This is a genomic window from Actibacterium pelagium (assembly GCF_002285415.1).
Taxonomy (GTDB): Bacteria; Pseudomonadota; Alphaproteobacteria; order Rhodobacterales; family Rhodobacteraceae; genus Actibacterium_B; species Actibacterium_B pelagium.
In genome coordinates this window covers 697,950-724,067 of the sequence record NZ_NSBU01000004.1, presented here as the reverse complement: position 1 = coordinate 724,067, position 26,118 = coordinate 697,950, and the positions used below count along the sequence as shown (strand labels likewise).

The 26,118-nt window shown below is 54.6% G+C and carries 18 protein-coding genes, 1 tRNA gene and 1 riboswitch; of the genes, 17 read left to right on the top strand and 2 right to left on the bottom strand.

Features of this window, described 5'->3' with window-relative positions:
* Window positions 1-22: 22 nt before the first annotated feature.
* From CLM58_RS03715 to CLM58_RS17230, 11 genes are all read left to right on the top strand, one after another.
* On the top strand, window positions 23-199 hold the full coding sequence (locus tag CLM58_RS03715) for a helix-turn-helix transcriptional regulator (RefSeq protein WP_095594538.1): 177 nt from the start codon (window positions 23-25) through the stop codon (window positions 197-199).
* Window positions 189-3,077 carry a virulence-associated E family protein gene (locus CLM58_RS03710; RefSeq protein WP_158221845.1) on the top strand — a complete coding sequence of 963 codons (2,889 nt, stop codon included), beginning with the start codon at window positions 189-191 and terminating at the stop codon, window positions 3,075-3,077. Before CLM58_RS03715 ends, CLM58_RS03710 begins: the two co-directional genes overlap by 11 nt.
* A gap of 1,198 nt (window positions 3,078-4,275) precedes the next feature.
* A riboswitch (SAM-I-IV-variant riboswitch) is annotated at window positions 4,276-4,379 on the top strand.
* A gap of 47 nt (window positions 4,380-4,426) precedes the next feature.
* Window positions 4,427-5,041, top strand: coding sequence for a twin-arginine translocation signal domain-containing protein (locus CLM58_RS16980; RefSeq protein WP_143226515.1), 615 nt, complete (start codon window positions 4,427-4,429; stop codon window positions 5,039-5,041).
* 1,066 nt (window positions 5,042-6,107) lie between these two features.
* Window positions 6,108-7,769, top strand: coding sequence for a nuclease-related domain-containing DEAD/DEAH box helicase (locus CLM58_RS03690; protein WP_095594533.1), 1,662 nt, complete (start codon window positions 6,108-6,110; stop codon window positions 7,767-7,769).
* Window positions 7,770-7,883: 114 nt separating this feature from the next.
* The gene (locus tag CLM58_RS03685; RefSeq protein ID WP_143226514.1) at window positions 7,884-11,102 is read left to right on the top strand and encodes a DEAD/DEAH box helicase; all 3,219 of its coding nucleotides are present in this window, start codon (window positions 7,884-7,886) and stop codon (window positions 11,100-11,102) included.
* Window positions 11,103-11,106: 4 nt separating this feature from the next.
* On the top strand, window positions 11,107-12,960 hold the full coding sequence (gene drmB, locus CLM58_RS03680) for a DUF1998 domain-containing protein (RefSeq protein WP_229666189.1): 1,854 nt from the start codon (window positions 11,107-11,109) through the stop codon (window positions 12,958-12,960).
* A 2-nt stretch (window positions 12,961-12,962) separates the two neighbouring features.
* The gene (locus CLM58_RS03675) at window positions 12,963-14,255 is read left to right on the top strand and encodes an AAA family ATPase (protein WP_095594530.1); all 1,293 of its coding nucleotides are present in this window, start codon (window positions 12,963-12,965) and stop codon (window positions 14,253-14,255) included.
* Window positions 14,252-15,835: a hypothetical protein gene (locus tag CLM58_RS03670; RefSeq protein WP_095594529.1), complete on the top strand. Its 1,584-nt coding sequence runs from the start codon at window positions 14,252-14,254 to the stop codon at window positions 15,833-15,835. The genes CLM58_RS03675 and CLM58_RS03670 overlap by 4 nt, the downstream gene beginning before the upstream one ends.
* 358 nt (window positions 15,836-16,193) lie before the next feature.
* The gene (locus tag CLM58_RS03665) at window positions 16,194-17,675 is read left to right on the top strand and encodes a DNA cytosine methyltransferase (RefSeq protein WP_198950946.1); all 1,482 of its coding nucleotides are present in this window, start codon (window positions 16,194-16,196) and stop codon (window positions 17,673-17,675) included.
* Window positions 17,676-17,838: 163 nt separating this feature from the next.
* Window positions 17,839-18,489 carry an HhH-GPD family protein gene (locus tag CLM58_RS03660; RefSeq protein ID WP_229666188.1) on the top strand — a complete coding sequence of 217 codons (651 nt, stop codon included), beginning with the start codon at window positions 17,839-17,841 and terminating at the stop codon, window positions 18,487-18,489.
* Window positions 18,490-18,500: 11 nt separating this feature from the next.
* Window positions 18,501-19,358, top strand: a complete 858-nt coding sequence (locus CLM58_RS17230; RefSeq protein ID WP_198950945.1) for a hypothetical protein — start codon at window positions 18,501-18,503, stop codon at window positions 19,356-19,358.
* 290 nt (window positions 19,359-19,648) lie between these two features.
* On the opposite strand, the gene CLM58_RS03650 is transcribed toward CLM58_RS17230, so the two are convergent.
* Window positions 19,649-19,735, bottom strand: a tRNA-Leu gene (locus CLM58_RS03650).
* Window positions 19,736-19,888: 153 nt separating this feature from the next.
* Between CLM58_RS03650 and lipB the strand changes: the two genes are divergently transcribed.
* The 6 genes from lipB to CLM58_RS03620 all read left to right on the top strand — a co-directional run bounded on the left by lipB (window position 19,889) and on the right by CLM58_RS03620 (window position 25,674).
* A complete protein-coding gene (lipB, locus tag CLM58_RS03645) occupies window positions 19,889-20,545 on the top strand; it encodes a lipoyl(octanoyl) transferase LipB (protein ID WP_095594527.1) in 657 nt (218 codons plus the stop codon).
* Complete coding sequence (locus CLM58_RS03640; RefSeq protein ID WP_095594526.1) at window positions 20,536-21,444, top strand: AEC family transporter; 909 nt, start codon at window positions 20,536-20,538, stop codon at window positions 21,442-21,444. Before lipB ends, CLM58_RS03640 begins: the two co-directional genes overlap by 10 nt.
* Window positions 21,445-21,605: 161 nt before the next feature.
* Window positions 21,606-23,297: a cytochrome c oxidase subunit I gene (gene ctaD, locus CLM58_RS03635; RefSeq protein ID WP_095594525.1), complete on the top strand. Its 1,692-nt coding sequence runs from the start codon at window positions 21,606-21,608 to the stop codon at window positions 23,295-23,297.
* A 72-nt stretch (window positions 23,298-23,369) separates the two neighbouring features.
* A complete protein-coding gene (locus CLM58_RS03630) occupies window positions 23,370-23,867 on the top strand; it encodes a DUF2244 domain-containing protein (RefSeq protein ID WP_095594524.1) in 498 nt (165 codons plus the stop codon).
* A 180-nt stretch (window positions 23,868-24,047) separates the two neighbouring features.
* Window positions 24,048-24,347 (top strand): hypothetical protein, encoded by a 300-nt coding sequence (locus tag CLM58_RS17090; RefSeq protein WP_158221844.1) that lies wholly within the window; start codon window positions 24,048-24,050, stop codon window positions 24,345-24,347.
* A gap of 136 nt (window positions 24,348-24,483) precedes the next feature.
* Complete coding sequence (locus CLM58_RS03620; protein WP_158221843.1) at window positions 24,484-25,674, top strand: PqqD family protein; 1,191 nt, start codon at window positions 24,484-24,486, stop codon at window positions 25,672-25,674.
* Here the strand turns inward: CLM58_RS03620 and CLM58_RS03615 are convergent.
* Window positions 25,655-26,113, bottom strand: coding sequence for a GatB/YqeY domain-containing protein (locus CLM58_RS03615; RefSeq protein ID WP_095594521.1), 459 nt, complete (start codon window positions 26,111-26,113; stop codon window positions 25,655-25,657). The genes CLM58_RS03620 and CLM58_RS03615 overlap by 20 nt on opposite strands.
* Window positions 26,114-26,118 lie beyond the last annotated feature (5 nt).

Below are 26,118 nucleotides of genomic sequence, written 5' to 3'. Positions count from 1 at the left end.
TGAACCTAGATGGAGCAGCGTGATGCGTCTTTTAACCTTCAAAGAGTTGGGCGAAATCCTCGGCGGACGGAGCCGATCGTCGATCTACCGAGACGTCGAAAAGGGGCGCTTGCCAAAGCCCGTACATCTCGGCGGTCGCGTCTATTGGCGTTCGAATGAAGTTGAGGAGTTCCTCGGAGGGTTGGCTAGTGCAAATTGACCCTGCTGAGCGCGACCCGACCAAAATCCGTATCAGTGCGGTGCAGTATGATCAGCCTGTTGGCAAACGCCTGTGGCTGTCTGACGATGGTAGCGGGGTTCTGAAGGAACCCCTTCTAGGTGCTCGCAGCACCGCAGGGAAACTAGTGAACCTAACCTTCGTGACCGCAAAACAGGCGCTCGAATATCGTCTGAATTCTGGCCCTGAAACGATGTTCTTTGCGGGGACTTTCGATCCCGGCATTGAGGAAGCGTATGTCGTTCCAGAGCAGCGTCTGGAACGCGCCCGAGGTGCCCGAGACGGACAGGTCGTCGCGGCAACCGGCGAATTTCTGAACTTTCGCAAGGGCCCTGGCCTGATCAGCATCGATATCGATGTGAAGTCTCCCGACGAAGTTGCCGGAATGTACCCACCGCAAGGTATACCGCCGCTGCAATCAACGGGTGAAGTTCTCGACGCTCTGTACGAACTCCTTCCTGAGGCGGTGGGTTGCCCAATTCTGGTTATGCCGAGTTCCAGCAGTATGATTGAACGCGCTAAAGATGGTACCTCTTTGAAAGGGCCTGGTGGATGGCGTGTGATGCTGCCGACGACAGATGCGAGCCAAACGCCTCGCATCCTGAACCTGATCCATGAGCGTAGCTGGGCGCTGGGCGAGCACAACTTCGCTTTCGTTTCGAACGGAGGGGACGTGCTCGACCGCAGCCTTGCGGACCAAGCATTGGCGAGACCGACACAACCGGACTTTCCCACAGCAACGCTCGGAGAAGGCCTTCGCAAGGTAGTAGGTAGTCATCTGATGGACAATCTGGAGGCAGACCTTTTTGATCCTTCCTCCGTGAAACTCAAGGACGATGAGCGACACGCGGCTACGAAAAACAAAGAAGTAGCCAAGCGAGCTCTGGAGCCCATCGCCAAGCGCGTAAAAGAGGAACGTAAGGGCGAAGAAGTAGAGCGATTGGTCGAAGGTGGGGTGCCCCGCCCCAATGCGCGCCGCATTGCCGAAAGGAAGTTTGAGAAGGGGTATCTTCTCGGATCGGATAGCGTGGTATTCGCTGGAGACGAAAGTGTTCCAGTGAGTGTTCTCATGTCCTCACAGGGGGAGGAGCATGACGGACACGTGTGTCTCGACCCGATCGAGCCCGGTTATGACGGAGGGCGCGCGGTCGCAATATTCTACTGGAACGAAGGAGAAGCGTCTGGCGTACACAGCTTTGCGCATGGCTCGCGCTTCTACTTGATGAAGCATGACCTTGACAGCGTTGTGGCGGCAATAAGGGAAGCTGGGAGCGACCATGCTCAAGTCGTAACAGCTTTGGCGCGAGCTGATCTGGCTGAGACCGAAGTGAAATCTGCAGAGAGAGAAGCTTCAAGAGCGCTCGCTCTTGGCAACAGTAGGCGCGAGCTACGTATCGAGGTCACGCGAGAGCGTGAGCGCTTGAATGCGCGTCTGCGCCCCTTTGCTGTCGATGATAGTACGGGTGATCCGGCGGAGGGTCCGTTGCCCCTAGATCAGCGGCCCCCTGTTTCGTCGTTTCCGCAGACGCGGACGTCTGTTCAGGGTGCAGTCTCTGTAATTGACTGCCGAGAAAATGTTGGTCATCTGACGGAAACCTACGGAATTGACGTCAGATACAACGTCATTGCGAAACGGTTGGAGTGGGATCATCCCGCGATCCCGATGCAAGGGGACAACGCTGAAAACAATCTGCACTCCCGCCTCGTTGGGTTAGCAGATATGAACAGTGTCCCGAAGGGTCATCTTGACCTTCACCTGACCGCGCTAGGGGAGACTAACGCGTACAATCCCGTGACCGACTACCTATCGGGCTTGAACTGGGACGGGGCCGAACGGATCAATGAGGCAGCAGAAAAGCTGAATTCCAGCGACGCTGAAATTGCGAGGATTGCGCTTCGCCTGTTTTTTATCCAGGCCTGTGCTGCCGCTGACAACGGCGAAATTGCGCGATCGCGAAACGACAATATAGAGGCGCATTTCGAGTATGTGCTGGTACTGGTCGGTGACCAAGGCGTTGGGAAAACCAAGGGTTTTAGGAGGCTTCTTCCCCCACCGCTCCGGAAGTACTATGGCGAGGGTCAGGTCTTGAATGTGAACGACAAAGATAGCGTGAAGCGTGTCGTGTCATTCTGGGTTGTTGAGCTCGGCGAATTGGACGCGACCTTCAATAAGTCTGATGTCTCTCATCTGAAAGCGTTTACGTCGCAAAGCGAAGATCGGATCCGCGCGCCGTATGCGCGGAAAGCTTCTAACTATGCGCGTCGAACGGTCTTTGTCGGGACTGTCAACGAGGAGAGCTTCCTTGCTGACGAGACAGGAAATCGGCGCTATCTCCCCTTAAAAGTCGGCGGGGTGGACGCGGACTGGAGCGACGATTTCGTCGAACAGCTTTGGGCAGAAGCATGGCAACTGTATGAGAATGGCGCTCAGTGGTGGCCAACTGAAGAAGAGGCCCAACTCCTCGCCGCTAACGCAGAAAAGTACCGCATTAAGAGCGAAGTCGAAGAGCGTATTGAAAAGAAATACGCTTGGGGCACGGCCGACTTTGAGGAATGCAGGCGCATGACCGCGTCTGAAATCTATGAGGATGCGATGCCTCACGGCGCTCGTCGCCCGGGCCCCAAAGATCTCAAGACCACCGCGGCTGCGGTGAAGATCGCCTGGCGAAACACAGGCCGCACCGAAAGCCAGAACGGAGTGTTGATGCTGCGGAAGTCAGACGGATCCCTCGTCAAGTTAAACGCAGAAAGCGGGAAAAACCGGGGCTGGCTGATGCCTCCGAAAAGAAGTGATATGGGCCTAGACTTGGCCCAAGGGGCTGAACAGGCCGCACAGATTGGCCGGGCTCGACTGTCGTGATGAGTTGGACGCAGCGTTTCGGCTCGCCGGAAGACGCGCCCTGCTCGCGCTTTGAGGGGGTGAAGGGGTGAAGGGGTAATTACTAAGGTAAATCGGATGAAGAATGAGACTATAATATAACCTAATTATACTCTCATTTGAGGCCGAATTTTTGAGAACGTACCCCTTCACCTTCACACACGCGCGAGGCCCATTCGGAACCCGAAAGGTGTTGAAGTTTTGAAAACGATGGTGGGACCAACTTCTTTGAACACCGAAATTCAATTGATTTCGAGGAAGTGAGTACATGGCAAGGCGCTCAGTGAAACGGTTGGCTGACACATTTCTTCAAGTCAGTATCGGCCAAATTCTCGATGTTATCCGAGCTAGCGGATCAGGAATTGTCCCGATCGGGACCGCTGTCGACGAGGCGCGCCTTGCCGCTTGGGTTGAGCACGACGAGAACCACATTTTGTTCGAAATGGCGGTAGGCTGGGGCAACGTTGAACAAAGAATAGAACTGTCAGAAACCCCTTGCCACTTCGGTGGTAAAAGGAATTGGTTTCTATGCCCGTGCTGTGAGCGCCGCTGCGGAGTTCTCTATATCGGCAAACACGTCGCCTGCCGAATATGTCACGACCTTATGTACGAATGCCAGTTCGAGGCGCCACGCGACCGCACGCTCCGCAGGTTGAAGAAGATCCGAAGATTGATCGGTGCGGGCATGGAGCTTGGTGGGCCACTTAACCCTCCTCCGAAAGGTATGTCATTGCGGCGTTGGCGCGCGCTGATTGAAGATTATAATCGACTGCGGGAAGCCTATTACATAGAGAGCCGGTTTCCGCGGAAGTGGAAGAATGACGCCCCTCGGGGCAGGAGATGAAAGATCAAGACAGTTGGATACATTCCGAGGCCGACGCGGCTGTGAAGCCTGAAAAGTTTGCAGCTTAAGATTCCCACTTAAGTTTAGTCCATTCAGCAGAAAACACCCTATTTGCGGCCACAGGTGCCGACATGCGGCACCGCATTAGTCGGCTAAATAACTAATTAAGTTACGTAATTTCTTTGTCTTTCTTGGCTTGTCCAACTATTTATCCACCTCAATACTTAGCCCCCTCTTCGCCTTTTAAGGTCTGGGAGGTATAAGATGTTGGTAATGCAAACCGGCGGGCGTTGCTCGGCCATACCTTGAGTTCTCGATCTGTTACTTCTAGTTTGAGCTGTGCATCAAGAGCGGGGCGATAGCCCCCACCAACCTGCCAAACCCGGCAAGGTGGTCGCCCGCAAGGGGATGTGGCCGGTTCGGCAAAGAATGGGTTTGCATCATCCAAACAGCGATCATCGCGCCGGTCTTAGCCCTGGAGACCGACATGATTACACGTAGAAAATTTTTAAAAACGGCAGCAGCTAGCACTGCTGCGACACCTCTAGCAGAGAACGCGGGCGCGACCCCCGACGAGCGTTCAGCGGACCGGAGCAGGCGCCCCTTACGCGCTGAACCAAGGCGACGCATCATCTTTGCGAAATCGGCTCCCAACGGTGCGCTGCGCCTTTATAGTGATGGCTCGCCTGACCCACGACCGCTCATCCGCACTGAGGCGCTAGAGAGAGAGTTTGGTAAGGGTATTGAGCAATCTCTACGACAGCCGGATCATTGGCGAATGATCGACGAGGGTTGGTTTAAAGGAGACGAACTCTTCGAACTGAACGACCTCGGTTCTTGGAGCTATGCAGTTTGGAAAGCCAACTACCATCCAGAATGCGAAGCCCATGATCTTCTTTTTGAATTCTTTCGCTCCGGAATGTTTCCCGGCGGGGGCATAAACAAGGAATTTGATCTTGCGTTCTCGGAACACCCCTGCACACCCCGCTTCGCCACAGTGACGCTTCTCAATGAAAACCGCCTAACTAAACTGGCGACACGGGTTGCCGCCCTTACGGAATGGGTGTCGATTGCGCGAGATGCTTGGGGGAGCGACGGGTGACAGAAAAGGCAGGATGAACGGGAGCGAATGTACGGCTTTTCAACCGATCTTGTTTTTTACAACCTTGACCGCTTCACCTCCACTCTGCTTCGATATTTGATCAATGCAATGAAAGCGAATGAACTGTCACCAAGTCTAGTCAATCATAGCCGCAGGATGTTGTAGATGCGCGATTTCTCTGAGATACGAATGCTTCCGAATAAATCAGGGGTTTACTGCCTGCTAGGGAGCAGCGTCCGTAGCCCGTATCCTGCATACGTTGGTATTGGAACTAACCTCAGAAACCGTGTCTCGCAGCATCTTGAGTACCGTAACTCAAGTGTGACAACCGGTGCTTCAGCCGTGTCCTTGGACGCAAGTCAGGTAGGGGGATGCCAATGGTGGACTGACCCGGTTCTCGAAGACGCCATACGCCTTCATGCATTCGAGTTGGTAGCATTCGACCACCTAAACCCCACCCTACGGAGCCGAGGGGGTATCAGATCAGAAGCGCGCAAACTTAGCAAAGAAGGCGAATTTCGAACTTGGGCTATCGAGCTATTGGAAAACCCAAGTGGCACTGTTCACTTTCCTGGAATTTCTGAACTGACAAAGACTGTACAGGCACTGACAGAACGGGTGATGGAACTGGAACGTAGCCTGCAGAAATAGCGCTTCTCATTCGCTAGCTTGCCCGACCTCCTTCGCCGCCTTCATTTCCAGCTGCATTGCCTTCAATCACTTCGGGACCGTTTGGTTCTGGAAAGCCTCCTAGGCAACGTCTTTGAAAGATGTCGAGACAATCGATGTATATTACTCACGGCAGCCAATGTGGACTGGAGAACCCGTGCTAGTTCCACAGGCGTGTTGAGGCGGTCGGCTCCTAGCTAACATTCAGAGTTTACGCTACGAAAAGGGCAAAGGTTTGCAGCGTGGACTTTGCGGAATTCGAATTGCGGAGAAACACCCTTATAGTGAATTTTATATTCACGTTTACAACCTACATGCTTTGGGCGATCATTTTGTTAACGACGGTTGTGGATGTGAATCACCGGCAAAGAAGTAAGAAAAGAGCAGAACTAATTTCATGAAAATGCTTCCACCGTCAGTACTTGAGTTCAAGAGTTCAGCGGAAGAGCGTGTTTTCCGGATGCTTGAGCAGATCAAGTTCGGTCCAGCGGACGTGGCGCTACACTCGCTCAACCTTGGCAAACATAAGTATAAGCGTTGGGGAGAAATCGACTTCCTACTTGTCACGCGGAAAGGAATCATCGCGCTCGAGGTAAAGGGGGGGCGCGTTGCGTGTCGAAATGGCATTTGGGAATATACCAACCGCTTCGGGGAGGTCTCACGGCGCAAGGAAAGTCCTGCGGCCCAAGCGGTGTCGGCTTTCTTTTCCTTGATGGATAACTACCTTAAGCCGAGATTTCGGAAAGAGCTTGATGGCATCCCCGCAGGCTGGGCGCTCCTGTTTGAGGGAATTGACCGCGTCGTTACGGTCGGAACCTCGAAAATGCCAGAGCTTCCTGATGAAATAACAGGCTACAAACCCGAATGCGCAGGTCATAATACGTTCAAGGCTTACATTGATCGGGTCTTGGATCACTTCGGAGAGCGGGAAAGAGGCACGAGCCAGCAGATACCCGACGGACTCATTTCCGATATCGTTTCCTTTCTACGCCCAAATTTCGAGCAAGTGCCGCCGCTTAACAGCCAATTGCAGGAGTTCGACAAGGAACTGTGCGAGTTGAGCGAGGAGCAAGTTCGTCGTCTTGATGAACTACAGGAAAACGATCGCATGTCGATCTTCGGTGGGGCAGGAACGGGCAAGACTTTTTTGGCGATGGCGACTGCTCGGTACGATGCTGCAGAGGGAAAGACAGTTCTCGTCGTGACACGAAGCCGTTTTCTTTCGAGTTTCTTGGAATCGCATGAATTGCCGGAAGGCATCCGAGTTTGCTGCCTTGATGATCTAACCGCAGAAATAGCCGAGAACGGGAAGCGGGACGTACTCGTAATCGACGAGGGGCAAGACCTTTGCCAGATTGAAACCTTGGAAACCTTGGAGGGGGCAGTACATCAGGGTTTGGAGGGCGGGAGATGGCGTTGGTTCGGCGACCCGAACAACCAGCTAAGCTCGGCCTTTCACTTCGACGATTTCGCCTACGACTACATCAAGAGCCACTCATTCACGCGGCGCCTGTTAGACAACATCAGGAATGCGCCACCGATCGTGGAGTCCATGACATCAATAGCGGAAGTTGATCTCGGCACGCCGCGCTCGCTTGGAGTTGGTAGCGAGGTCAAGGTATCGCGTGTTGGCTCCGCCGCGGATATCCCGTCAAGGTGCGCAGCAATTGTTGCCAAGATCGTGTCTGGCAATCAGCCTGTTCAAAGATCAGACGTTGCCGTTTTACTCGCAGGTGACGTAGCCGTTCAGGATACAGTGGAAGAACTGAGGTCAGCCGGGGTTCGAACCGAGCCGCTATCAAGCAGAGCACTCTCTGGGCGCAAACGAGACTGCGTTCTTGTTTCCACAGCCGAGGAATTCAAGGGCCTTGAACGCAAGGTGATATTCGTTGCCGGGCTTGGCGATTGTAAAGAGGAGATAAGTTTCAAGCGTTCCGCGTACGCCGCCTTTTCACGCGCAAATCATACCTTGCAAATCATTTGTACAGAGGAGCAGGCAAACCTCTTGAGCAAGCTTCAGGTTGAAAGAGAGCGCAAGAAAACGATTAGACAGGGGTAAACTGTGCCAGGAAGAGACGACATTGTAGAATGGCTAGAGCGCAAGATTGTCGGGCCGGGTCTTGGAATACCGGACGACGAGCATGGATGGGAGAGAGAAGTCATCGAGGGTCGGATGAGCCTCGCCTACATGCAGGGCATGCTATACCCGCGATCATCGGCCCAGTCGGGTGACACGGGCGGCGATGACGAGGGTGAGAACACCGATGGTGGCGGTTTCGAAACCTCCGATGACCCACTCGCCATGGCGACCGCCTTAATGCCCGCATCTATGGGGATCACGTTTTGTGTGTCCAGAGAGACCGAGTTCGAAATCGTCGTCGAAGGTGCCTTGTACCACAAAGTCGACGGGGTAGGTGAAGTTGAGAACGACTTGCCAGACCGTGACTCGGACGAAAATGCTGCTGGAAAGGGCGACAAATCGAATAGCTCGGAGTGCTGGAAAAGGCATCCAATCGAACCTTCAAGGTTACCGTTGAAAGCTGGGGAGTCCCTCGCTGAGCCCAAAAAATGTTTGGCCGAAATGGCCTCGATCTCGATTCTCCCCAGAAAGCTTCCCGACGATCGCTGGCTAATGACGGTCAGCTTATCCAATGACAACGAGGCAGGCAGGCCGGACCCTTCAAAAACCATTTACCAGGCAAAGCTCAGCGTGGTTCCTAAAAGTGGGACAATAGCTCCATACCCAACCGGGGAGTATCTACCTCCGAGCGAAGAGGAACGCGAACTGCAAGTGATCTACGGCACGCACGAGGTCTACGCGGTTGGTCATGGGGTATCCGCAGACTGGGAACTCGATGCAGCCGGAAATTGTATCCGCGTCTGCACCCAAGGAATGCCGATTGCACATGTTTGGCGGCCACGCTTCGATCAACTGATCATTCGCGAAGGCGAGGCACCGTTCGCCGACACAGAAATTTTCAATTTGTCGTTCTTAGCTTCTGGCAAAGCGGGCCGGCGAGTTCTTGGAGAGCGTCTCAAAAAATTTGTAGCCTTCTACGAGGAATGGATCGGCGCGCAGGAGGATATCGATGTACCGACGCGGTTACAGGTCGATGCCGACAGGATACTAAGCAGGTGCCGGAGAAGCGCGGCGAGAATGCATGAAGGGGTTGTCTTGCTGTCGCAAGACGAGGAAGTTTTCAAGGCATTCACCCTCGCAAACAAGGCGATGCTAATGTCGATGTCGCATTTCGCGCGCGCGAGCGGCGCGGCCCGTAACGATGGTAAACAAGGCCCATTCGAACTGGGAGAAGCGGAAACTGGCGAAATCGACTACCTGTCGAATACAAAGCCTTCTTGGCGAGCATTCCAACTCGCATTCATCCTGCAACTGCTGCCTTCGCTTTGCGATGGCCAACACGAAGACCGGGATGCGGTTGACGTGATTTGGTTTCCTACCGGTGGCGGCAAGACAGAGGCCTATTTGCTGGCCGCAGCATTGGAACTAATCAGAAGGCGACTTGTCGCCGGAGACGCAGGTGGCGGCACCAGCGTAATCAACCGATACACTTACCGCTTCCTTACATCCGACCAGTTCCAAAGAACAGCTGGCATGATTTGCGCCCTCGAGAAGTTGCGGCGCGATCTCGCGATCGAAGGTGACCGATCGCTTGGCGAGACGGAATTCTCAATTGGACTTTTCGTCGGGGGAGAAGTGAGCCCGAACCGGATAACTGATTCGTACGGGAGCGGCGCTTACCAATGGTGCCTCGAGCTCTATGATGCGAAGCAACCGCGTGCGGACAATCCCTTCCCCATCGAAAGCTGCCCGTGTTGCGGTACGCTCTTGGTCCCAGGCGTGGAACGCAGACTCCCGGATGGCCAGATCGACGAGACATATTTTGGCTTTTTGGCATCACAAAGAGATTTCGTTATCCGTTGCCCAGAGGAGGACTGCGACTTCCACGAGGGCATTCCCGCTTATATCGTCGATGAACAAATCTTGGAGTCTCCACCTTCTTTCCTGCTTGGTACGATAGACAAGTTCGCGATGATCCCGTGGAAAGAAAACGGTGGCCGAATTCTGGGTGTCGGAACTACCAACCATCCCCCGTCGCTTATTATACAGGACGAGCTACACTTGATCTCAGGCCCCCTCGGGACGCTCGCCGGTATCTACGAAGCAGCCTTCGAAACCCTGATGCGGTCTGGTTCAGGTGCAAGCCCTAAGGTAATAGCAGCCACGGCGACCATCAGGAACGCGGGAGCGCAGTGTCGCCGCATCTACGGGCGCGAAGGCGTTGTTTTCCCATCGCCGGGACTGAGCGCCAACGACTCGTTCTTCTCTAGCATGGACGTAGGCAATACAGATCGTTCACGACTCTACGTCGGGCTTATGGGCCAAGGGTTAAGAAGCACTGTCGCCGTTTCGTGGGCAATGGCGGCGATTCTGCAGGCGGTGCAAGAGCTGGAGAAGGACGACAGGTTGACGGCAAAAGAGCTCGATGCTTACTGGTCGCTTGTCGCGTACCATAACAGCAAGCGTGAGCTTGGCCGGATCGCGAACGCCACACGAGACGAGATCCCAGCCAGATTGAAGGTCTATGCCACTGCTGAGGACGTGGAACGAAGCACAGACTTCCATGTTCTGGAACTGAAAGCACACGCCGAAACTCCAATCCCGGTGGCTCGGCAACTCTTGGGGCAGCGGCACGACCCGCCAGAAAGCCCAGCGATCGACATCGTTCCCTGTACGAACATCATTTCGGTCGGGGTTGACATCAACCGCCTCGGGTTGATGCTCGTGAACGGACAACCAAAACTCACCGCCGAGTACATTCAGGCATCGAGTCGCGTTGGACGCGGTGACGTGCCCGGGCTCGTCTTCACGTGTTTTTCGCCAAGCAAGCCAAGGGATAGATCACACTACGAGGCGTTCCGTACCTTCCACGAACGATTTTACAGTTACGTTGAGCCCACGAGCGTTACACCGGGCTCGATACCGGCAATTGAGCGCGCTTTGCACGCCGCTCTGGTTACAGCAATTAGGCACGGAACGTCATACAAAAGTAATGCAGGCGCTTCGAAATTCGAGCCCTCCGATAAAAGGGTTGCCGATATAATCGATATTCTCTTGTCCCGGTTGCAAGCCGCTTACGACGCGCCAGAAGATCGAGAAATTCGGGATCGATTGGCAAAAAAGCTTAACCATCGGATAGAGCAATGGCTGGAATGGACAAAAGTGCACAAAGACCTGCGTTATAGCGCTTCGCGTGGACAGCAGCAGGCTGCGTTGCTCCGGCGGTTCGAAGACAAACTCATCGACGGGGTGGGTTGGCACACGCTGCAATCGATGCGTCACGTCGACAGCGAAATAAAGTTGAAGGCATGAGAAGATGAGCACCAAGTCTCTCAGGAGGGCACAACTCGTATCGCCGTTTGGCGTTGGAGCTCTGTGCGAAATTGACGGGCAATCTTTCTTTGTTAAGGGAACCCACCGTTGGCCTAAGGGTAAGAACTTAAAGGAGGTTAAACTACAGTCTCTCACTGGCAAGCTTCACGGCGTTTCGCGCCTCATGAGACCAGAGTACGCGGTTTCGGTGACCAGATTCCCACGTTGGCATTTCTGTCCCGGTTGTCGCGGAATGGTACAGTGGACATCGCAAGATGATCGCCATGACGACGATAAGCCTCTACCTGTCCCGAGGTGCAAGAACACGAGTTGCAAGAACCGCGCACTCGTTCCTATGCGGTTCGTTGCTGTTTGTGACAACGGCCACGTTGACGAGATCGACTGGTATTACTGGGCGCATAGGGGTGCTCAACAAGCCCGGACAGGTTCGTGCAGCCGAGCCGAGGCAAAACTTACGTTCAAAGTGACCGGTAGAAGCGGTGGCGACTTCAAGAGCATGCACGTCGCATGTTCTTGCGGAGCCAAGAACTCGCTTGAGGGCATCAGTGAACGTCCTCTTCTGCAAGGGTGTAAGGGCTACCAACCAGGAGAGGGTAACAGCGGCTGCACAGGCGAAGATGGGCGCCCGTCCAAGATGTGGATGGAGCCCCGTGGTTCAAGCGCCTTGCACTATCCATCGGTAATATCGGCGCTCGACATCGCGCAAGCATCGATGGGAAGCGCTCTCGCCACCAAACTCGCACACGACACTGTTTTTGAAAACTGGGTTAATCTAGCAACGCGTCAAGTGAAAAGTGGTCAGCTCGCCATCGAGCAATTGGAGTCGTTTTACAAAGCCAACTTGCAAGACATCGCAGATGAACATGACGCGGAACTCGACGATATTTGGGCAATTTTCCTCGAGCGGGTTGCTCCGGGTGACGACGACACCACTGCGTCTGGCGGTCTTATCCAAGAATTCGACCAAAGGGACGTGATGGCAGACGAGTTTCCTGTTCTCGGGTCAATGCGAGGATTTCAAGGCGCTAACCTCACCACCGTAGCGCACACGCCTCCAAGTCATTTTGCTCTTGATAGCTTACTCGAGCGAGTTGTTCAGGTCGAACGCCTACGCGAAGTCCGTGTCTTCCGAGGGTTCCAGCGCCGTGATGTGGGTTCCGAGAACTCTTTGATACCACCAGACCTAGGCACGGGGGCTGCAGATTGGCTTCCTGCTATAGAAGTCTCAGGAGAGGGTATTTTCCTCCAGTTCAAGAACGAGGCGATAGCAAGCTGGCTTGACGACAATGGCCCATCAATCGACGAGTTCACGGCTTCACAACTGAGGGCTGCAGAGGAAGCGGACTTACCGCGCCGCATGGGTTTCAACGCGAACCCAGCGTTCATCATGCTTCACACGTTCGCACACATGCTCATCAATCAGCTGTCTTTCGACTGTGGATATTCATCTACGTCACTGAGAGAGCGCGTTTATTGCGGGCCAGAAAGTAATCTCTACTGCGGCATTCTTATCTACACCGCTGACTCGGACTCGGAGGGATCCATGGGCGGGTTGGTCGAGATGGGTGGGCCTGAAAGGATAGCAGAAGTGATCTACAGGTCGGTTGCAAAAAGTGAATGGTGCTCGGGAGACCCGGTTTGTCGAGAGCTTGAAAGTCAGGGCATCGGAAACATGAACCGGGCGGCTTGTCACGCTTGCTCCCTAGTTGCTGAGACGAGTTGTACCTACTCAAATATTCTCTTGAACCGGGTTCTCGTGTCCGGCCGTGGTTCTAAGAACGGTCGCGGCGTCGCCGAACCATTTGGCTTTTTCCACAAGGTGATTGAGGGGCATTAATTATGAGGTTTCCGAATTTCTCAGACCTCGATGAGGAACAACTGAGAGTTTACGGCAAAGCACCGACAGATGGCGCCATCTTGGTAGTTGGACCTCCCGGAACCGGCAAGACAGTCATGGCATTTCACCGCGCGCAACGCCTCAAAAAACTTGGGCAACGGCCATCGGTGATCATGTTCAACAAGGTGCTGCGCAAATACTCGGAGTCTCGAGACGGTGTTGCGCCCGACGTACCGGTCATGACCATGCACAAGTGGGTTTCAAATTGGTGGCTGAAGGCAAAGTTAGGCCGTGCTCCGTCAGAAGTAGATGACAAGTGGAGCTATGACTGGCATGCAATGTTGTCCAAGACACTGGATCTAGATGACGACGATCCCAGGCTAGAGAAACTCAACTGGGGCCATCTTATCATCGACGAGGGTCAAGATTTCCCGGAGAACATGTACTTCGCGCTCGGACGACTGCTTGAGCGGCTGAGGTCATGTGGCCACGAACCGAGGATCACGGTCTTCGCGGACGACAATCAAAGGCTCGCCGCCGAAAAAAATTCTAGTGTAAAGAACATCGCCCGCCATCTTGGTATTGCTAGCGAAAAAGACAGGGTTTTATTTCTTTCGAAGAACTACCGGAACACGAAGGAAGTTGCGGGGTTCGCGCGCTACTTCCAGGTGGGCAAAACAAGCGGTACTACGAAGATGCCAGACAGGTCAGGTGAGCTCCCAGAAGTTGGGTTGTTCTCTACCGAGGCGGAGATGCTGGACTTCGTTTCGAGGAGAATTGGACTGGCTCCAAGCAAACAAGTCGGAGTTATCGTGCATGGTTCCATCGGTGACGTGAAAAGCACCTATAACAAGCTGAAACATAGGATCAAGGCGCCTTATGAGATCCAGAGGTACTTCAGTGCTGGTAGACTGGCACTGGACGAAGAGCTGAATTTTGAGAGTACAAATACTATCACAGTTCTGCATGAGCGTTCGGCGAAGGGGCTGGAGTTCGACATCGTATTCTACGTCGGTCTTGAAAGAGCGAACCTAGATGACTCTGGATTGCTCAACGAGCGGATGTCGGCTTATGTCATGTCGTCCCGCGCACGAGACGAGCTGATCGTGCCAGTTTGCGGAATAGGCGTCGGCAAGAGGATACCTGACGGGCTCACAGTATTGCCACGCGACGGCCTGAGTATTTGCCGCTACGATGGATTTGGTGAGATCGCCGACTGTGTGAATAATATACTGACAACTGTAAATTGGCGTGAACCACCAAGGGAATCTCCCTTCTGGGATAGAGGATCATGATGCAAGCAGGGAAAGAAAGAGATCTATTCGACAAAGGGACCTTGCTGGTCCCGCTAAGGGCCACCGAACTCGCCCGATCCCTCGCCTCCGCTTACGTCGTGAGCAACACTCCCGTGGGTCATGACGGAGACGACAAGACGCACGAAGGCGTGACTATTGGTTTTCGAACGCACTTGCCAAGATGGGCCGATCGTTCATCCGAAGGTGACCCATTGGTCGTTTTAAAAGTAGAGGCAACCGGCGAGGAAGTAGAGACGAATGTTCCAGGTTGTGTTCGCTTCAAATCACCACTTCGAATAACGGGCGTGTCCTGCGCTTCATTCGAAACGAAGGACCTGATGCAGGATTTCGTCGCTACCTACCTTTCTTTTCCTGACATTCCGGAAAACCTAGTCAAACTCGAAGTCTCGGAAATACCAAGATTAGAAAAAGACGCGGCAGGGGAGAGCGTGCTCGAACTTGGTACACCCTCGCTAGAAGCCTTATCAAGGGATACCATGGACGGCTTGGCCGGCTGGTGCCGCGTACTCGTCGAAAACATGAACAAGGGCGAATTCGATCAGGAAATTTCCGGCATCGTATCACGAGGTTGCAAAGGTCCTGAAGTTACTTGGTCCTGGAAGCGACTAGCGGAAAATGCTCTGGAAGAATTGGACTCAGACGCGAAGCAAGCCGACAAAGTGATCTGGGGGGAGCTCGTCTCTTTGCTGTTGAAACACCGTTCTGAGCGAGGTTTCGACAGGAGAGCAGTTCTGCAGCAATTGGAGATGGAGCTATCTCGAGAGGGCGAAATCGACGAAAACACCAGCCGATGGATCTCAGTTTCGCGTGACATCGCTGCCGCTCGCCGTGATATGGCACCATTGTCGGACGAAGGATCAGTTGGCCAGCGTGCAGCACTCGCTATCTTCGTGGCCCAGGACCCGCGAGGCATCGACGGGCTAGGCGCAGGCCGCAGAGTCGCATTCTTGGCTAAACTTTTCGCCGGGGCATTTCAGGGCATTTCCCGTGCTGCAGGCGAGCTTAAGAACGATCCGGCGCAGCTAGACGCGGCACTAGAAATCGCAGAGCGGATCCCAGCTGGGCAAACGTCCGAATTGGAGATCGGGTCGAGAAGCTACGATAGTGACCTCCGGAGTTCGGACGACATTATCCTGAACGGATCTGTAATTGGACGGCGTGTTTCCGAGCCGACACCTTACCGAATCATGCTCCGTGCGCGCGCCATGGAGACCAACCAAAAAATCTTACCTGAAAGAGAGACGGGTAGGCTTCGGATTGTCTCGAGAGACGGAGACAAGGTCAAGATCTACCTCGAAGACGAGCCTGGATCTATCCTGTCCAACCCGCTCGTGAGATTCTGGACCCCATTGCAAAAGGTTACGGCGCGATCACCGAGTGCGAAGAAACTCAAGGAGATCTTGGCCGAGTCTTGGCGAACAGGTTGTGCAGTGGGTATTTACGAAGTTGATGGAACGCAGATGCTGTGTTGCTACGTGGTCATTCTTACGAACACTCTAGACCGCGAGGAATTTGAGCACCATGTCGCATCGCTCAGATCTTTCGCTGAAGCCTTCTAGAAAATATAATATGCCAAGTTTTGCCAGCAAAGCCCGCAAAACCGTAGTGAGAGCAGTTTCTCGAGTGAAGTGCATTCAGAAAGTGTATGACGAGGCAGTAGTTGAACGGACCAAGCCGCGCTCTGATTTCTAATCCGCCGGTCCTGCTGAGAGCGATGCACGCAAGCGGATCGCTTTTGAGCGAATGGTCGCGCTCGAGCACGGGCGCTAGGATGGTCTGGTGGCTTTGGTCAAAATCAAGCCTGACTGCACCCCTAAAGAGAAAGTGCAACTGGTCGGAGAAGTTGCCCAATGTTGCGGCATGAGCCTGAACATAGCGTACGAGATTTAGTAGTTTTCACAGAAGTCTTCGCCAGATATGGTTGAGGAAGTCAAGGAATCAAGAATATCAGGACGAGTTGTGAACATCCTGCATGATGCCGCCGAATTCGAAGGCAATCTGGCCAAAGCAGGCCAAGATGGAGACCAACGTCAACAGGTAACAGACGATCGGTTTTACTCGATGGTGGATCTGTTTGCGGGTTGCGGTGGGCTCTCTCTTGGCTTCGAGAACTCTGGCTTCACACCTGTATTTGTCAACGAGCTCAACAAGGACGCGCAGGCAACATACTTAGCCAACCGTCACCACGATCTTGGCGGGCTACGATTCGCAGAGAACCCAGACCTGCGCTGCCACGACGCTCACGAGCTAAAGGGTAAGAGGCTGGGCCAGCTGAAGTCCGATCTGGCGAACTTACCGGAAGTGCAATTCTCGCTCGAAAGGTCAGTCAATCGCAAGAACGGCGGTGGTAGCAACATTGACATCTTGGCCGGCGGCCCGCCTTGCCAAGGGTTTTCCAACATCGGGCTGCGGAGATCTTACTCGGTCGATAAAAAGGACTTACCTTCGAACCAACTCTACGCACGGATGGCTTCCATCATAGATGTATTGCGTCCGCGAATTTTCCTGTTTGAGAACGTACGTGGCTTACTCAATGCCAAGTGGACCAACGCGGGTGGTGAATTGGTCTTCCCCGACGTATTGGCGCGCTTCCGTGCCATCCCAGGTTACGAGGTCCGCTGGTCTCTGGTCTACGCAAAGGACTATGGTGTTCCGCAGAACCGTCCACGCGTCCTCCTAGTCGGGGTTCGGAAAGACATCCTAGAGAAGTGCAACTTCCTCGACTATTCCGCCCACGATGAAGATGCCGTCACATGCGGCTTCCTACCGCGCGGTCAAAAGGGCGCCTTCCCCCACCTTAGCGACCTACTCAGTGACCTTGTCGACCCTAGGATCGGCGAGTTCTTCAAAAATGGAGAGTATCCCAAAGGCACGCTGAAAACGATGGAATATCCGGATTCTGGTCCGATAACCTCCATACAACGCCAACTGCGTAAGAAACCTTGCTGGATGAAGGGCAAAAGACTCACCCTGACCGAGCAAGAATACAGTAAGCACAGCCGCCGTGTAGTCGCGAAATTTCTGGCTATGCATGCGAGCGGTGGCGAAATTCCGGACGAGTTCAAAACCAAGAAGTTCGCGCAGAAACTTCTGCCCGCCACATGGGGCAACGGTGAGCCAACCATCACGGCGACTTCGCTGCCGGATGATTACGTGCACTTTGCACAACCACGCATCCTTACAGTACGAGAGTGGGCGCGCTTGCAACTTTTCCCCGACTGGTACTTATTCAAAGGCAAGCGTACGACGGGTGGCCTACGCCGCGCGGGGAATCCGCGCGAGGGGATCTTCGACCGAGAAGTGCCGAAATACACTCAGATCGGGAATGCTGTGCCAGTGGGCCTTGCCGAGCATGTCGGCCGACACTTCAAGAAGGTGCTCGATGAAGCGCTCGGATAACCGTTGTACTTGTCTGTTCCTGACGTAGCCAGAAGACCATCACCGGCAAAGCCAATCGATGCGGAACGTATGGCGCGCGAAAACCGAGGGTTGCATTTTGGCGATGGTAGCGCAAAAGCGGCTGGACAATTTGACGAGGTCCGACAAAGCTCGGATATCCCGCTTGCGAACCAAGTTACTCGACTGGTTCACCGAGAATGGGCGGGGCTTGCCTTGGCGTTCTTCCCGTGCGAGCACCTACGAGAAGATCTGCGTCGAAGTTCTCCTCCAACGAACACGCGCTGAAACTGTCGCCAACTTTTACAGCGCCTTTTATAGTAAATATCCTGACTGGGGTGCTCTGGCCGCTACGCCGGTCGAGGATCTCGAAGAAATCCTCAAACCCATCGGTCTCTGGAAGCGGCGGGCTGTCTCGCTGAATGCCCTCGCCAAATACGCAGCGGAGCACGGTGGTCTCTTCCCGTCGGAGCGCAAAAGGCTGTCGAAGGTGCCGGCAGTCGGCCAGTACGTCGCCAACTCCATACTGTTGTTTCAGCATGGGGTACCCAGCCCCCTCGTCGACGTAAACATGTCGCGCGTTCTCGAACGCTACCTGCGTCCGCGCGAGCTCTCCGACATCCGCCATGATCCTTGGCTGCAGGATGCCGCTCATTGGTTGGTATGCTGCAACGATCCAGCTCGTGTGAACTGGGCGACGCTTGATTTCGCGGCGATGGTTTGCAGGGCGAGAAACCCCACATGCCCCGAATGCCCGCTCCGATTGCTTTGCAATTTTGCTCGTAAACTGCACGGTAAGGTCGCGGAGGCATCGTAAAGGGATAGAACATGAACAGTATCATCGAGCGCTATCGCCATGACATCGTCCAGCAATTGTTCACGGTAAAGTCGTTTGCCGACGCTTGGCCGACGTGGAGACACGAAATCGATAGGCTCACGTCCGGAATGACGGATGCTCGCGGAGTTTTCGACCTCGGTGGTCACCTAGCAGACATCTTCTGCACGACCGGACAAGAAGGAAGGGCGCAATCCTCTCTCTCCGGCGGTGGTATCGCCTGGGAATGCCTCGTTTGTTGGTACATGAACACAGTCATGGCTGGCAGCCTCGGTGTCGTGATGCGCCCAGTCAAAGAACTCATCCCACCAGCAATCCTAGACGCTACCTGCATCGTCTACGGCAATGCTCAGACGAATACGGAATCAGACCTCGTCGCTGTTGTGTTTCCACCGGGTAACTTTGGTGGAGTTTATTCTACGGCGGCCGTCGGAGATATCGTCGCCCGAAATGCAAGGGACACCACCGTAGGCATTATCCAGTGCAAGACCAACTGGAACGACAACGCACAGATCCCAATGCTTTGGGATATGGTGTACAGGGCAACAGGATTTGCAGAGCACTCGGTACGTGTCGGACGAAATGGCTATTCTCCGAGGCACTTCAAAGGATTTTCCTATTCCTTCATTACGGTACCCAGTCAAGGTGACACGTCGAAGTTCAAACCACAGAGCATGTCAGTCAAGCGTGTGCGGGGGCTGTCAGGGGGTAATTACTGGGGACACCCAAGCAAATCGGACGTAGCCCTGAGCGTATCAGAGATTTTCAACCGGAATTTTGGGATGGCTTTCGATGACAACATCTTGTCGCACGTTGGCCGCGCAATCGACGCCCGACTAGTCAAGTTTTAGTCGAGATTGATAGTTTTGCATACAACCCACTGATCGCACCCAGTCATGAGAATGGCACGAAATTCTATCTACAAACAAAAACTGAGAATCCGCTTGTAACAACGCGGGGAAGACAAGCTCGGCAAATTGAACAGCCTCTTCAAGCGCAGGAAGATGACCGTAACCAGAGGGAGATCTATGTGCTCGCTCCATCAAACCTTCATGCCAATCAATAGGGTGGATGCCGAGATGGACAAAGGGATCATCCAAACACCTAACGATATGATTTAAAATGATTTTTTAAAGATTTCTGGTGCGGCCGAGAAGACTCGAACTTCCACGGGAGTTACCCCACAGCGACCTCAACGCTGCGCGTCTACCAATTCCGCCACGGCCGCACGCCTTGGTGGTGGGCGGTGTCTTAGCCGCTTCAAACGGGGATGTGAAGTCGATTCTTGCGCCTGCGCACATCTCGCCCTGCGGTCGGACCATTGCCATTCCTGTGGTTCCCGTGCCATGACCTCTTTCGTTCCACATCCGGAGTCCGAAAAATGGTCGAATGGCGCATATCCGACGGTCTGACTGACTATGACGAGGCAGTGGCCTTCATGGAGGCGCGCGCCACGGCCATCGCAAACGGAGAGGCCGGAGAGTTGATCTGGCTGGTGGAGCACCCGCCGCTTTATACCGCCGGCACCTCGGCCAAGCCTGCAGACCTGACCGACCCGGACCGTTTCCCCGTTTATGAAAGCAAGCGGGGTGGGCAGTACACCTATCACGGCCCCGGTCAGCGAGTTGCCTATGTGATGCTGGACGTGGGCAAGCGCGGGCATGACGTGCGCAAATTCGTCCAGCAACTGGAAGAATGGGTCATCGCCACCCTGGCCGAGTTCAATCTGAAGGGCGAGATCCGTGAAGGCCGCGTAGGCGTTTGGATCACACGCGACGACAAACCACTAAACGTGGACGGCTCAAAGCGCGAAGACAAGATCGCCGCGATCGGCATTCGGTTGCGCAAGTGGGTCAGCTTTCATGGCATTGCGATTAACGTCGAGCCTGATCTAAGCCACTTTGACGGAATCGTCCCCTGCGGGATCAAAGAGCATGGCGTCACCAGCCTGATCGACCTTGGGCTGCCCGTCACGATGGACGACGTGGATGTCGCCCTGCGCCGCAGCTTTGAAGATGTGTTCGGGCCATGTGGCTGATCTTTACTGCGATTGCACCGGTTTTCTTGCTTATTGTCATGGGCTACGGCCTTCGGCGCGGCGGAATCCCCTCGACTGAATTTTGGAACCTCAACGACAAGCTGGTCTACTGGGTTTTGATGCCCGCGCTGTTCTTTGCCAAAATCTCTGCCGCTGATCTGGGCGGGGACCTGAAGAACTTGGCGACCCTGTTGTACCCCGGCTTCTTCGTGGCAATCCTATTGGGGGCGGCCATCGGAATGGCTGTTGCAGCTCCGCAAGCGGCCTCGCTTATGCAGGGGTCTGCGCGGTTTAACACCTTCATCGCACTGGCCATCGCCGAATCCCTGTTTGGGGCTCCTGGGCTTCAAGTTGCGGTCCTTGCCTCTGCGATTCTGGTTCCCGTGGTCAACGTCACAGTCGTGACCATGATGACCTATCGGCTTGGCGGCAGCAGAAAAGGTGTCTTTAAGGGGTTGGCGCGCAACCCACTGATCCTAAGCATCGGGGCCGGAGTGATCTTTAACCTCATCGGGTTGCGAGAGGTCCCGGTCCTGCACGATTCGGCACAGATCCTTGGCAACGCTGCACTTCCCATCATGCTGCTATGCGTCGGTGCCAGCCTGAAGCTACGCGGGTTAAGCGGTTCGCGTACCATCATCGCCCTGTCGATGGTGCCAAAGTTCCTTTTGTTTCCCATTGTCGTGTTCAGTATCGGGTATCTTCTGAAGCTGGATCCGCTGCTGATACAGGTCGCCTTGATCTATGCAGCCCTGCCTACCGGGGTTGCCAGTTACACGCTTGCCCGTGAAATGGGCGGGGACGCACCCCTCATGGCTGCGATCATCACGGTTCAAACACTGATCAGCTTTTTGACGATCCCGCTGACGTTGTTTCTGGCCCAGACCGTACTTTCCTAAATGCGACAACTCGTCTCTTAGGGCTTGAATCCGCATTTTTTTTCACACCTGCGGCACCAAGGTCCATTGCCGAATAGCGGGTGCTGCATTAGAACCGCTAGGAATCTGCGCATCAGAAGCTCTCTGCTGCGCTTTAATTGTATCGAAACGGGAGGCACGACATGGCAGACGCAGCCATTCACGGCCACGAGCACGAGGACACCCGGGGGTTCTTTACCCGCTGGTTCATGTCCACCAACCACAAAGACATTGGTCTTCTGTACCTGATCACGTCGGCAATCGCCGGCTTTATCTCGGTCGCATTCACCGTCTACATGCGGATGGAGCTGATGGAACCGGGCGTTCAGTTCATGTGTCTGAACGAAGCAGGCGAAGCTGCAGCACGGTTCCTGTCGGGCATCGGCGGTGAAGAATGTACCCCGAACGGCCACCTTTGGAACGTTATGATCACCGCGCACGGCATCCTGATGATGTTCTTCGTGGTTATTCCTGCGCTCTTCGGCGGTTTTGGTAACTATTTCATGCCGTTGCAGATTGGTGCGCCGGACATGGCCTTCCCGCGTATGAACAACCTGTCGTTCTGGCTGTACTTCGCTGGTACCTCGCTGGCGGTGGCCTCGGTTCTTGCACCGGGTGGCAATGGTCAGGCCGGTTCGGGCGTAGGCTGGGTTCTGTACCCGCCGCTGTCCACCAACGAAGCAGGCTGGTCGATGGACCTGGCAATCTTCGCTGTGCACGTCTCGGGTGCATCCTCGATCCTGGGTGCGATCAACATGATTACCACCTTCCTGAACATGCGTGCGCCGGGCATGACCCTGCACAAAGTTCCGCTGTTCTCTTGGTCGATCTTCGTTACCTCGTGGCTGATTCTGCTGTCGCTGCCGGTTCTGGCGGGCGCCATCACCATGCTGCTGACCGACCGTAACTTCGGCACAACCTTCTTCGACCCTGCCGGTGGCGGTGACCCCGTCCTGTACCAGCACATCCTGTGGTTCTTCGGTCACCCTGAAGTTTACATCGTTATCGTGCCGGGCTTCGGTATCATCTCGCACGTTATCGCAACCTTCTCGCGCAAGCCGATCTTCGGCTACCTGCCGATGGTTTACGCGATGGTCGCGATTGGTGCGCTGGGCTTCGTTGTTTGGGCACACCACATGTACACCGTTGGTATGTCGCTGACCCAGCAGTCCTACTTCATGCTGGCAACCATGGTTATCGCGGTTCCGACCGGCGTTAAGATTTTCTCGTGGATCGCCACCATGTGGGGCGGCTCGATCGAGTTCAAAGCACCTATGGTCTGGGCCTTCGGCTTCCTGTTCCTGTTCACCGTTGGCGGTGTAACCGGTATCGTTCTGTCGCAGGCGGGCGTCGACCGCGCTTATCACGACACCTACTATGTGGTTGCTCACTTCCACTACGTAATGTCGTTGGGTGCTGTCTTTGCGATCTTCGCGGGTATCTACTTCTACTTCTCGAAGATGACCGGTCGTCACTACTCCGAGTTCTGGGCCAAAGTTCACTTCTGGCTGATGTTCATCGGTGCGAACCTGACCTTCTTCCCGCAGCACTTCCTGGGTCGTCAGGGTATGCCGCGCCGCTACATCGACTATCCGGAAGCGTTTGCCTACTGGAACAAGATCTCGTCGATCGGTGCGTTCCTGTCCTTTGCTTCGTTCCTGCTGTTCATCGGCATCGTTGTATACGCCCTGACCAAGGGTAAGAAAGCGACCGAGAACAACCCGTGGAACGAATACGCGGACACTCTGGAGTGGACCCTGCCGTCCCCGCCGCCAGAGCACACCTTCGAAACCCTGCCTAAGCAGGAAGACTGGGACAAAGGCCACGCGCACTAAGCGCCCAAGCCTGACTAAATTGGAAGGGGCGCCCGATAGGGCGCCCTTTCTCGTTTCAAGGACCTGACGCTGATGCCTTACGAATGGATCGCCCCCAACCAAGATGGTGAGCCGACAGAGCTGCACCTATGGCCATACCGGTCCTTGCCCAAGCGCGGGTTCGTGATTTTCATTGGGGTGACGGCAGCTTTTGTCCTTTTGCCCCTGATCGCCGTCCTTGGATCTCCGATCCTATGGGGGATTCTGCCGTTCATCGTCGGCGCAGTTTGGGCGATGTGGTACTTCCTGCAACGGTCTTACAAGGACGGTGAGGTTCTGGAAGAGCTGTGCATCTGGGATGATCGCATGACCTTGACGCGCCACAATCCACGCGCGCCCAAGCAAGAGTGGGAAGCAAACCCCTATTGGGTGAAAGTAGAGCTTCTCGCCAAGGGTGGCCCGGTTGAACACTACCTGATCCTAAAGGGTGGCAACCGCACCGTTGAATTGGGCGCCTTCCTGACACCGGAAGAGCGTGAAAGACTTGCCGAAGAGATTCCCAGAATCCTGCAGAAGGTGTCTGCACCTTAAGAATATCGCGCATAGTCTTTCAGGTATTCGGCGCGGATTAATTCCATATTTCCCCAAGCATTTGCTATTTTTTAGGTATATTTCGGCTGAATAAACCAAAGTAATATTGCCGATTTTCAAATTTTCGGCACAGTTTCGTGGTGAACACTTCTTTTAGTTTCTCAATCGATGGAGCAGACAATGTCTGAAGAAAACAAAAAAGAGCTCTCCCGCCGCGCCGCTCTTGGTCGCATCAGCGCACTTGCGCTTGGTGCCTATGCCGCCCCAAGCTTCACAACGCTAAGCGTCGCACGAGCCAGCGGCGGATCTGATGGGTCTTCTGGTAGTGATGGCTCTGAATCTTCCGCCAGCGAAGAATCCGTATCGTCGGTCAGCGAAGAATCCGTATCGTCGGCCAGCGAAGAGTCGCTGGTGTCCTGTTCGTCTTCTTCGGAAGGTGAATGCGCCCCGACAGAACCTGTGGCACCGCAGACTCAATAAGACTTCTGCACCACTCAGAACAAAAATAGTATTGCCCCGTCGTTCCGGCGGGGCAATTTTATTGAGAGGGAAAGAGGCGAAGGCATTGAGTTTGGGCAAACAGTATATTTTTTTCGCGGAAACAGAGTCTCCTCTGTTGTTAGATAACTGCGAAGAGTTGCTGGCGCTGATCGACACCATCATGCCGGGGTGGCCATATCGCGTGTCGTCCGAAGACAACGGACAATCGCCGTTTTTCGAAATTGGGCCCGCCAAAGCGGACGGCAAGTACCCAACCCGCGCTATTATCAAGGGGACCGACCCCAAAAACCTCGTTCCGGTAAACGCGATTTGCGATGTCTCCGCCGCGCTATCGACAGAGCCCTCCTTTTTAGACAAAGGACTGCTTTGCATGCACACAGCAGCGGTCGAAATGAATGGACGCCTGGTTCTGTTCCCCAACAACCGGCGCGCAGGGAAAAGCACTTTGACCGTCAGCATGTCGGCGAAGGGATACCCCATCTTTACCGATGACTACCTGTCCCTCTCATTAGATGATGACATGCACATTTCCGGCAAGGCCAACGGCATTCTTCCGCGCGCCAGGCTCCCATTGCCCAACAGCGTAGAAGACCTGCTGGCGCAAGGAACCGACTTGGACAAAAGCGTTGGCAACAAACAGTACCGCTATATCGCGCCGTTCGATCTTCCGCCTCATGGCACAAAGTGCCCCGTTGGCGCGATCGTCTTTCTGGATCGTGCAGAAGGTGAAAGCACGCGTCTTGAAAGCGTCGATCCCGATGAGACGATCGACAACCTCCTGTACCAGAACTTCGGGCGTCACGTTCACTCCGGCGTAACCTTGGCTCTGCTTAGCCACATGGCGATGAAACTGCCGGTGCTCAAACTGAAATACGCCGAAGCGGCCGAAGCAACGTCCTATCTGGGTGAATACTTTTCCGAATGGACGGAAGAACTGCCCCGGCTTGACGCCGCCGACGCCAAACTGATCCAATCCAAATCTGAAGGGGTGCCCCCCGTTCCGCCGCGTTTTGATCCAGAGAAACCTTACGCGGCCCGCGACGGGGCGCTTTTGAAACGCGCTGGCGAACAGACCTATGTGTCTGACCCGGAGGGCCGTACCGTGGTCAGGTTAGATCCGTTGGCTCAAACGATTTGGGCAATCTTGGAAGACCCGATGCCCATGGCAGAGGTCATCTCGATATTGACCGAGGCCTTCCCGGACGCGCCAAAAGACAAGATCGGGGAAGACACTTTGGAATTGATGAAATGGCTTTGCCGGAAAGCGCTGATCGAAGCGGTGCCGGTTAGCCCAGCCGATCCTTGACCATCGGGCCAACGCTGCCGAAATCCATCTGGCCGGTGTATTTGCCCTTCAGGATGCCCATCACCTTGCCCATGTCGCGAATCGAATCTGCGCCAGCCTCGGTGATCGCCGAAGAGATCGCAGCCTTGATTTCATCTTCGTCCAATTTCTTGGGCAGGAAGTCTTCGATCACAGTGATCTCGGCCATCTCACGCTCGGCCAGATCAAGGCGTCCGCCTTCCTCATAGGTCCGGGCGCTTTCCTGACGCTGTTTCACCATTTTCCCAAGGATTGCGAGGACTTCAGTGTCATTCACACCCTCGTCATTGCCCTCACCACGGGCCGCGATATCGCGGTCCTTGATGGCAGCATTGATCAGGCGCAACGTGGCAAGCCGCGTTGCTTCCTTTGCTTTCATCGCGTCTTTGAGTGCCGCATTAATGCGGGTACGCATATCCATGTGCT